Origin of the sequence: Limnobaculum eriocheiris (genome assembly GCF_021010575.1) — a bacterium.
In the GTDB taxonomy this organism is placed as follows: Bacteria; Pseudomonadota; Gammaproteobacteria; order Enterobacterales; family Enterobacteriaceae; genus Limnobaculum; species Limnobaculum eriocheiris.
Map to the genome: position 1 here is coordinate 105,890 of NZ_JAJNAG010000007.1, position 11,046 is coordinate 116,935.

Annotated in this window: 4 protein-coding genes and 1 pseudogene; 3 read left to right on the forward strand and 2 right to left on the reverse strand. The window is 49.7% G+C overall.

Annotated features, from left to right (window positions below):
- Positions 1-23 precede the first annotated feature (23 nt).
- From LPW36_RS05575 to LPW36_RS17750, 3 genes and pseudogenes are all read left to right on the forward strand, one after another.
- The gene (locus LPW36_RS05575) at positions 24-8,345 is read left to right on the forward strand and encodes a hemagglutinin repeat-containing protein (RefSeq protein ID WP_230608468.1); all 8,322 of its coding nucleotides are present in this window, start codon (positions 24-26) and stop codon (positions 8,343-8,345) included.
- A complete protein-coding gene (locus tag LPW36_RS05580; protein ID WP_230608470.1) occupies positions 8,342-8,656 on the forward strand; it encodes a hypothetical protein in 315 nt (104 codons plus the stop codon). Before LPW36_RS05575 ends, LPW36_RS05580 begins: the two co-directional genes overlap by 4 nt.
- Positions 8,657-9,467: 811 nt before the next feature.
- A pseudogene (locus LPW36_RS17750) lies at positions 9,468-9,650 on the forward strand (VENN motif pre-toxin domain-containing protein); the annotation flags it as partial.
- A 1,118-nt stretch (positions 9,651-10,768) separates the two neighbouring features.
- On the opposite strand, the gene LPW36_RS05590 reads toward LPW36_RS17750, so the two are convergent.
- Both LPW36_RS05590 and LPW36_RS18070 read right to left on the reverse strand, forming a co-directional pair.
- Positions 10,769-10,873, reverse strand: a complete 105-nt coding sequence (locus LPW36_RS05590) for a SymE family type I addiction module toxin (protein WP_230608478.1) — start codon at positions 10,871-10,873, stop codon at positions 10,769-10,771.
- A 63-nt stretch (positions 10,874-10,936) separates the two neighbouring features.
- A partial coding sequence (locus LPW36_RS18070) for a transposase (protein WP_230608278.1) occupies positions 10,937-11,046 on the reverse strand: 110 nt, incomplete at its 5' end.

The window sequence follows — 11,046 nt, forward strand, 5'->3', positions numbered from 1 at the left end:
AGAACAGTAAAAGGATTTCACTCATGAACAAGAATTTATACCGGGTTATTTTTAACCGGGCCCGTGGTCAGTTAATGGTGGTGCCGGAGATTGCCGGTGCACATTCTGCTGGAGGAAGTACCCGAGCTTCATCCGGAGCCGGACATACCTTAAGCCAGCTGATTGCTGGCCTTAATCCCCTGACGTTGTTGACCAGTATGGCGTTGGGGTTATTGGCTATCAGCCTGCCGGTACAGGCGGATATCGTGGCAGACCACAGCGCACCGGGCAACCAGCAGCCAACGGTTATCAGCAGTGCTAATGGCACGCCGCAGGTGAATATCCAGACACCGAGCGCCGCAGGCGTATCGCGCAATACCTACAGCCAGTTTGATGTGGATAACCGTGGTGCCATTCTTAATAACTCAGCCGCACCGGTACAAACTCAACTGGGGGGTTATGTTGACGGCAACCCGCAGGTTATACGCGGCGGGGCTAAAATCATTCTTAATGAAGTTAATTCCCGTAATCCGAGTCAGCTAAACGGCTATGTGGAAGTGGCCGGGCAGAAAGCTCAAGTGGTCATCGCCAACCCATCGGGTATTACCTGTGATGGCTGTGGTTTTATTAACGCCAATCGCGCCACCCTGACGACCGGCACGCCAAATCTGGTGAATGGTCAACTGGAGGGCTACAACGTCCAGCAGGGCAATGTGACCATTCAGGGCAAAGGAATGGACAGTAGTCAGCAGAGCTATACCGATATTATCGCCCAGTCAGTGAATGTGAATGCCGGAGTGTGGGCCAATGAGCTTAATGTGGTTACAGGCAAGAACAAGGTCAGCGTCGATGCCAGCCAGATTGAAAAGCAGGGTAGTAATGATGCAGCCAGCCCGCAGTTTTCGGTGGATGTGGCGGCACTGGGTGGCATGTACGCCAATACTATTCGCATGGTGGGAACAGAAAACGGTGTAGGTGTTCGCAATGCCGGACATATTGGTACGCAGGCCGGTTCGGTAGTGCTGACCGCCGATGGCCGTATCGAAAATAGCGGTACGATAAGCAGCGGACAAAACCTGACGATGACCACTCAGCAAGGGCTGACCAACAGCGGTACGCTGTTTGGTAAAAATCAGGTTCAGCTCAGCGCTCAGGGAGATATGGTTAACACCGGCTCCGGGCAAATAGGGGCCAACGGGCAACTTGATGTTACCACTCAGGGCAACCTGACCAACCAGGGTGTGATGGCGGCAGACGGTAACACCACGGTGAGCAGTCGTCGTAAACTGAATAACGGCGGTACGCTCTCTTCCGGTCAGTCACTTCAGGTATCGGCCAGCAGTATTGATAACAGCGGTACTTTGCAGGGCAAAGGGCGCACAACCATCAGCACACCGGGATATATCAATCAGACTGCCAGCGGAAAAATTAGCAGCGGCGGCTTTTTAAGTATCGATAGCGGCGACTGGATGACCAGTTACGGCAGCATTTATTCCGCAGACGCTGCTTCCCTTGGTATTCAAAATGCGCTGTTAAACGGTGGAACTATTGATACCGGACTGGGACTGACCCTGTCCGCCAGCCATATCAATAACAGCGGGGCGATTTACGCCGGTGGCGATATACAGGCACAAAGTCGCAGTAGCCTGCTCAATAGTGGAACTCTGGGCGCTGACCGGGATATCACCCTGAATGCGGCGGGTGAGTTCTCCAGTAACAATACGATTTATGCCAAAGGCAATGCCAGCTTAACCGCGGGTAGCACAGTCAGTAATAACGGCACACTGGCAGCAGACGGTTTTCTGACGCTGACTACGCCGGGTGCGTTGTACAACAACGGCACGATGTACAGTAAAGGTAATCTGTCATTAACCGCAGACCAGTCGGTGAGCAGCTATGGCTCTATCGGTGCCGACGGTGAACTGAATCTGAATACTCACGGGGCGCTGTTTAATAATCAGATGCTGTACGGTAAAGGTCAGACAATCCTTAATACCGGTGGTGATGTCACCAACCATGGCGTGATAGGTTCTGACAGCCGTTTGTCTCTGACTACTCCGGGCTGGCTACTCAATACCGGCACTCTGTACAGCGGTGGAGCGATGGCGCTAGCCGCCAGCGGCCAGGTCACCAATAGCGGTACCATCAATAGCAGCAGCGATTTATCCCTGACTACCCAAAATGCGCTGTATAACGGCAATACGATTTATGCCAAAGGTCATGCCTCCCTTAATGTTGCCGGGGCAATGACCAATGACGGCACACTGGGCGCTGACCGTAACCTGACGCTTAGCGCCGGTGGCGATATCCTTAATAACGGTACGTTGTACAGTCAGGGCATGGGGAAATACCTTACCTATGGCAACTTTACCAACAACCGCCTGCTGCGCAGCGAAGATACCCTGTCAGTGGATGCCAGCGGAAATATTCTCAATGAAGCGGATATCTATGCCTTTGCCGGGCTTGATTTCAGTGCAGGACAGCGCATTGATAATCATGCCCAGCTTTACAGCGGTGGATCACTTAACCTGCATGCCATCGGAGATATCAGCAATACCTCAACGCTGGCAGCGCTAAACGATATTGTCCTTTCCACCCATTATTTCAGCAACGGCAGCAATGCCCTGTTGGCAGCTGGCGTACAAAGCAGTGGTCAACTGGCCAATGCCGGAGATATCACCCTCCTCAGTACACAGTCTGTGGATTTACAGGGACAAACGCTGGCTTCCGGCGCCCTGAATGTGGATGCTGGCGGCATTAATCTGGCTGATGGTCTGGTGAGTGCCGGGGCGGCGAATTTGCAGGGGCATAGCGGTGAGATAAACACCGATCGTGCCCAGCTTTACATTAACAATGCCTTCAATGCACAAACCACCGGTCACTGGAGCAACCTTGGCGGTCAGCTGTACGCCGGTGAACTGCATCTTAATGCCGGATCGCTGACCAACGATGCGGCAGGGGTTATTAGTGCCCAATCCACCAACCTCACGTTGAATGGGCTTTTAAGCAACAGAGGGCTGATTGACGGGCTGTTGACCCGTTTACAGGCCAGTCAAATTGATAACTACGGCACCGGTCGTATTTACGGAACCTGGCTGGGCTTACAGGCCGATGTGATTAATAACCGGGAAGAGGACGGCACCGCCGCCACCATCGCCGGGCGTGAAACGCTGGATATGGGGGTGGGTACCTTAAACAACTACACCCATTCGCTGATATTCAGCGGTGGCAATATGTCCATCGGTCGATTACTGGATGAGAACGGCAATGCTACCGGTATGGGCGGCGTGTTGAATAACCACAGTGCGACGATTGAAGCGCTGGGGGATTTACGGCTGTCGATGGGGCAGGTGAATAACGTTAATGATAACTTCAAAACCGAAGTTCAGCGTATTTCTACCGAGAGCATCTATCAATACCGGGTCGAGGGAGGTGTAAATTACTACCGTCCTGATGAGGTTTCTTTTTATAAAGATGAAATCCCCCACATCATTACACCGGAAAATGCCAAAGGTAAAGATACCTATTACTCCTATGACTATATCCGCACTATCGATGAAACGGTGATTACGGAAACCGACCCGGCTAAAATTTTAGCGGGTGGGAACCTGTTGATTACCGCAGATACCGTAACTAATGATAAAAGTCAGATAGTAGCGGGTAATGTTCTGAATATTGAGGCGAATACGCTGAATAATATAGAGGTTATTGGAGAGCGCTTTATTAATGATGTGGGTACAGAGATAAAGTATTCCCGCAAGAAAGAAAAAGGCACTGATTCTCAAAAAACGAGCGAGTCGGATTATGAGCCGCCAACGCAAATTCAGTCGATTACCCTCAAACCGTCTGAAACGCTCAGTTATGTTCAACCAGAAGGTAGCGGGGTACTGATTAATGCTCGTCAGGAGGGTAACGCACCGAGTAGCGCTATCAATGGTATCAATATTGAACGGGTGAATATTCAGGTGGCTGGTGTGGATGGCATGCAGGATGTCAGCGTGGTGACGCGCCCACCGAGCCTGAACCTGACATTACCCAACGCCAGCCTGTATAAAATTAATCCGGTAGTCGGTGGTCGTTATTTAATCGAAACCGATCCGAAATTCACCCAATATAAAACCTGGCTGGGTTCGGACTATATGTACAGCCGCTTACAGGCCGACCCAAATAATGTGCATAAGCGCCTGGGCGATGGCTACTATGAGCAGACGCTGATTCGCGAACAGGTGATTAACCTGACGGGTATGCGTTTTTTAAATGGCTACGCCAATGATGAAGAGCAATATATGGCGCTGATGAACAGCGGCGTTGAATTTGCTCAGAAATATCACCTGTCATTAGGTGTTGCCCTGACGCCAGAGCAAATGGCTAACCTGACCTCCGATATTGTCTGGCTGGTTAGCCGCGATGTGACGCTGCCGGATGGCTCCGTTCAGACGGTTCTGGTGCCGCAAGTGTATGCCATGGTCAGGCCGCAGGATATTGACGGCAGCGGTGCTTTATTGTCCGGAAAACAGGTAAATCTACAACTGACCAGCGATTTAGTGAATCAGGGCAGAATTCTGGCCGGCGATAAGCTGAACGTGCTGGCGCAGAATATTCAGAATATGGGCGGTAGCATCAGCGGTAATAACGTGGCGCTGCTGGCCAATAATGATATCAATAATATCGGCGGTCTGATGCAAGGCAATGACCGCCTGAGGCTTCAGGCCGGTAATGATATCAACCTGCTGACCACCACCCGTAGTAACGTCAGTGGGACGATAATTAATCAGGTTGCCGGTGCGGTAGTACACAATGATGGCGGTCTTCTGACCATGAAGGCCGGTAATGATATTAATCTGACCGCGGCTCAGGTGATTAATAACGGTCAGGACGGACAAACGGTTATCAGTGCCGGACATGACCTGAATCTCAATACGGTTAACGTATCTGACAGCCGCAGTGCCCGGTTTGATGGTGATAACGACTATACCCTCACCCATGCTCAGGATGTTGGTACTCAGATTTCCGCAGCAGGAAACGTCACCCTTTTGGCCGATAACGATATCGTGGCAAAAGCGGCTAACGTTGAAGCCGGAGGACATCTTCAGGTCAGTGCCGGACATGACATTCAGATTTTAGCCGGTGAGTCTACCGTGAGTCTGGATGAAAAAACCAAGATCAGCGGTACCAGCGGCAGCGGTATGGCGAAAGTGACAGAGGTGAGGGAGATTACCCTCAACCATCACAACGCAGAGTCCAGTAGCCTGAGTGGTGATTCCGTCAGTCTGAAAGCGGGAAATGACCTGCTGGTATCCGGTAGCCAGGTGGTTGGTACCCATGATGTGGCTCTGGCGGCAGGGAATAATCTGACGGTGACGGCTGCTCAGGAAACCGAAGACGACCGGTATTTCAGTCAGAAAACCAAGTCTGGCGTTATGGGCTCTGGCGGGATCGGCGTTACGGTAGGGACTATTGATGAAAAATCCACTCAGACCACTCATCGGACTAGTCATCTCGGCAGCACCGTCGGCAGTACTGAGGGCAGCGTATCGTTAGTTGCCGGTAATGACTTATCCATCAAAGGCTCTGACGTTATTGCCCAACAGGATATCAGCCTGACGGGTAAAAACGTGACCGTTGAGTCAGTGGAAAACCAGACCAGCATTCATGACAAATATGAGCGTACCCAATCAGGTATGACAGTTGCGTTATCCGGCGCAGCCGGTAGCGCCCTGAATGCAGCGGTAACCGAAGCCAAACAGGCGCAGGACACTCAGGACAGTAAAATCAAAGCGCTACAGGAAATCAAAGCGGCGTTGTCGGCGGTACAAGCTGTGCAGGCCGGTATGATGGACTTGCCTGACAGCAGTGAAGGGTTTGTGGGTATCAGTATTTCCGGCGGTACTCAGCATACCGAGTCCACCACCGATACCAAAATTCGGGCGGCTCAGGGTTCTACCATTGCGGCAGGGAATAATCTGTCCATTACCGCCACCGGTAACGGTGAGAAGGGCGTTGATGGCGATATCACCATTAAAGGCTCTGCCATTAATGCCGGTAATAACATGATTCTGGACGCCAACCGGGACGTTAACCTGCTGGCGGCAGCGAATACACAAAAGACCGACAGTGAGAATAAGAGCTATGGCGGCAATGCCGGAGTCAGCTTTGGCATCGGTGGCGGTAAAACCGGTTTGCGTTTCTTTGCTGATGCTAACTTCTCGCAAGGGAATATGCATGCAGACGGTCTGTACTGGACTGAGAGCCAGTTAGAGGCGGGTAACAACCTGACCATCATCAGCGGCCGGGATACCAACCTGATTGGTGCACTGGCGAAAGGTGATTCCGTGCTGATGGACGTAGGTCGTGACCTGACCGTGCGTTCGTTGCAGGATACCGATGATTACAGCTATGAGCAGTACTCACTTAATATTGCGGGCAGCTACGGCACCGGCTTTGACGGCAGTCTGGGTTTCACCATGGACAAGATGGACAGCACCTGGGCCAGCGTGAATGAGCAGAGCGGGATTTATGCAGGTCTTGGCGGTTATGACATTACTGTCGGTAAGCATACGCAGTTAGACGGTGCGGTGATTGCGTCTGAAGCTACGCCGGATAAAAACAGTCTGGACACCGGTACGTTAGGCTGGAGTGATATTAAGAATAAGGCAGAGTATGACGTCAGCCATGTATCGATGAGTATCGGCTCGGGCGGCGGTGCGCCGTTTGGGTTCCCGGGGGTACCGGGAACACCGATTGTGGTGGCCTATGGTGACAGCGCCAGTAGCACCACCCATGCGGCGATAGCGGATGGGGCGATTACTATTCGGGATAAGGATGGTCAGCAGCAGGATATTGCTAAACTCAGTAATGACACGGCGAATGCGGCGAATCCGCTGGATAAAATCTTCAATGCTGAAGAGGAGATGCGCAATCTGGAGGCGATTGGTCTGGCGGGGCAGATAGTGCAGCAGGTGACGACGATTGCCACCAATATTGGGGTGAAGGCGGCGCAGGATGAGGCGCATGCTAAAGCGGATGCACAAAAGGATGCGGCGGCGAATGACCCGGCTATTTTGGCAGAAGCGAGAGCTAATCTGAAAAAGGCGGGTAACGAAAACCCAACTCAGGAAGACCTCAACAAAGCCACCTATGATGTGGTGTATCAACGAGAGTTTACGATTGCCAATGAAAAGCAGATGAAGGAGTTCGGTACTGGCAGTGATGTACAACGAGCTATTCAGGCAGCGGGTGCAGCGCTGACGGTAGCGATGGGTGGTGGTAGTGCGGGGAATGCAGCGGCAGCGGCTTCGGCACCTTATCTGGCTCAGGGCGTGAAAGTACTGACCGAAGGGCCGGAGATGAAGGACAAGGCCATTAACGCCATCGCACACGCCATTGTTGGTGCCGCTGTGGCACAGGCCAGCGGTAACAGTGCCGCTTCCGGGGCTATTGGTGCTGCCAGCGGTGAGCTGATGGCGCAGTTGATTACCGAGAAGTTGTACGATGGTAGAAAGCCGAAAGACTTGACGGAAGCGGAACGCCAGACGGTGGCTGCATTGTCGATGATAGCGGCGGGCGCGGTTGGTGGTGTGGCTGGAGATAGTACTGAATCGGCTGTCACTTCTGCTAATGCTGGGTACAACGCGGCGGTCAATAACTATCTGAGTACAGAAGATATCACCACGTTTACTGAAAAATATGCGAATGCTAAGACAGATGAAGAAAGAGAACAGCTTAAAGCTGAACTCAGTCAGCTAGATAAAGATCGGCAGCGCCAAGCCCTAGCAACGGGTATTCCGTTGAATGAACAAAGAGCGGAATTAGATAAACTGAAGCAGCTTGCAGCTTTGGCAGACTGTGTGGGGCAATGCCAAGAGCTGGTTAATTACTCTATCTCTGAACTAGAGCCAGTGGTTAATAATCCAGAGTTACACCAAAATAATATTTTCAAAGGTGTTTTGGCCGGTGTTATCTATGGATTAACGGTTGAAAAACCTTCAAGTGGAAATGCTAATGCTTCGCCATTAACTAGAGAACAGGAACAGTTAATCAAGAATGCTGAATATATAACGACAGCTAAAGGTATACAAAATCCATTCCCAAGGGATTTGAATGAGAAGGTATTATGGAATCAAGTTAAAGCCAATCCAGCCAGTGGAACAAAATTAGATTTAAACAATGATCCTAGGTTCCCTACATCAGCCGGATTCCAGAAAATGGAAGTGGTACATAAATTACCAGATAAATCAGCAATAACAATACATTATCAGTATAACTCATATACGGGTAAGGCTTATGATATGAAAATTACTACGCCTCAAAGAAATATCAATGACCCATCTAAAGTGGTTGATTCTATTAAGGATGTTATTAAATGAAAATAAGAGAGGAAGATCAGGATATAGCGGATATTTACGCTATTTATTGGTTTGGCAAAGAACAATTCTTTCTCGGATTACCAAGGAATTATGGTGGCCTGAGAGCTTATAAGGCTGAAGAAGTAAAGGTTATTGATACTAATATAAATTTTATGACAGTATATTTTCATAATAATGCATATGGTATTTATCATTGGGCGTTAATTAAAGAAAATTTATTAGCTGATTTGTTAGAACTTGACGAAACCGCTTATAAACGCTTCCTTGAGATCCTGAAAGCAGAAGGTCAAATAGATTCAGATTTCTATTAACCATGCCGATTATGACGTCAGCCATGTGTCGATAAGTATCGGCTCGGGCGGCGGTGCGCCGTTTGGGTTCCCGGGGGTACCGGGAACACCGATTGTGGTGGCCTATGGTGACAGTGCCAGTAGTACCTCGCATGCGGCAATAGCGGATGGCAGTATTACCATTCGTGACCAAAGCAATCAGCAGCAGGATATTGCCAAACTCAGCAACGATACCCAGAACGCGGCGAATCCGCTGGATAAAATCTTCAATGCTGAAGAAGAGATGCGCAATCTGGAAGCCATCAATCTGGCGGGGCAGATTGTTTCGCAGGTGACGACCATTGCGACTAATTATGGCACGATGAAAGCGCAGGATGAGGCGAGAGCTAAGGCGGATGCTCAAAAAGAATCAGCGGCGAATGACCCGGCTATTTTGGCAGAAGCGAGAGCCAATCTGAAAAAGGCGGGTAACGAAAACCCAACTCAGGAAGACCTCAACAAAGCCACCTATGATGTGGTGTATCAGGCTGAGTTTAAAATTGCCAATGAAAAGCAGATGAAGGAGTTCGGTACTGGCAGTGATGTACAACGAGCTATTCAGGCTGCGGGTGCAGCGCTGACGATAGTGATGGGCGGAGGTAGTGCAGGGAATGCAGCGGCGGCGGCTTCAGCGCCTTATCTGGCTCAGGGCGTGAAAGCGCTGACCGAAGGGCCGGAAATGAAGGACAAGGCCATTAACGCGATAGCGCATGCGATTATTGGTGCGGCAGTGGCTCAGGCCAGCGGTAACAGTGCCGCTTCCGGGGCTATTGGTGCTGCCAGCGGTGAGCTGATGGCGCAGTTAATTACCGAGAAGTTGTACGATGGTAGAAAACCGGAAGACTTGACGGAAGCGGAATGTCAGACGGTGGCAGCACTGGCAATGATAGCTTCGGGTGCGGTTGGTGGTGTGGCTGGAGATAGTACTGAATCGGCTGTCACTTCTGCTAATGCGGGGTACAACGCGGCGGTGAATAACCACCTGACAACAGGTGAAAAACAGGTTCTTGATCGTAAAGAGAAGGAATACGCCTCAGCCTGTCAGGGTGGTAATGCAGGAAGTGGTGCCTGTCAGGAACTGAAACAAGATATTGATAAGCTGAGGGACAAAGGCAGCAGTATTGATAAAGTGGAAGAGAATGAGTTTGGCCCTGATTTTCAACTTGCAGGCACGGAACGAATTGAGCACAAACCGGGGGATATTGTTAGTTGTGTAGGTTCCGGTAATGGTTTTTGTGTTGTTACCGAGCAGTCAACCAGCAACGGTAAAGAATGGGTTTTAGTTGAAGCTAATGAAGTTCAAGCTATTGCGGCCAAACATCAAAATGGCAGTTCGGAAGACTTTATTAAAGAACTGGGTGCAGCTTATTTTAATGCGGGGTGTGGATTACCGGGGGCTGCCTCTGCGGTTTGTCAGACGTATTCTGCTGCGGGTGGGGCAAATCCGATTGATGGTAAAGTACCTACGGATGGGGAGCGGCTTTTATGGGCGATGGATGCTGCTGCTAATATGATTGGTGGGGTAGCCACTTGGAATGCCGATAAGATTAAACTTGAAATTAAACAATTACCTGATGCTCACGGTAATAATCACTCTACTGCGATCAAGGGGAATGTTCATGTTCCTGTGGATAAAGTGGAGCTTTTTATGCGCGGACAAGCTTCAGGTGATTTATCTGTATTGCAGAGAGAATATAATGCACTTCAGGACTTAAGAGTCGCGGATCAGAAAACTTTTGCAAAAGATCCAAATAATGTGAAAAAACTAGATGATTTAAAGAATAAAATTCACAATGTAGAGAAATCTCGAGAGATGGAAAGAGTGTTGAATAATGCTGGTATTACTAATACCACAAAAAATAATAATTTAATTATAGATAGTTTGTTGAGTTCAGCTAGAAATGTTAGTTCGAATAACACGCGAACGTCAGTAGTAGTTATACATGGTCCTAATAGTTCTATTAGGGTATATGGGACGTGGAAGTGTAAGCTGTACATCCTGAAGATACTGATAAAATTAATGCCTTGCTTGCTCAACTGCCTTAACAAGAAACTCCCGACTATATATTTTGGTCGGGAGCTTTGTTTTAATCGTCAAATATTAATCACCGCCTCAATCACCATCCGTCCCCGTTCTGTAGTGACGGTGACCGCCTGCCCGGTGCTAAACCCCAACTCTTCCAGCCATTTACCGCTGATTTTAAGCTGTGGGCTGGGTTGAGCCTTACCGCCGTTGGGGACATATTGTCCACTTCCCTATATTTAAGACAGTAAGTCATTAGAGTTTTCCAGTTGCTTCCGATAAGCTGTTGGTGGCATGTTTCCTAAGCTTTCATGTGTTCTTTCATCGTTATAGTCTTGTTGCCAAAACC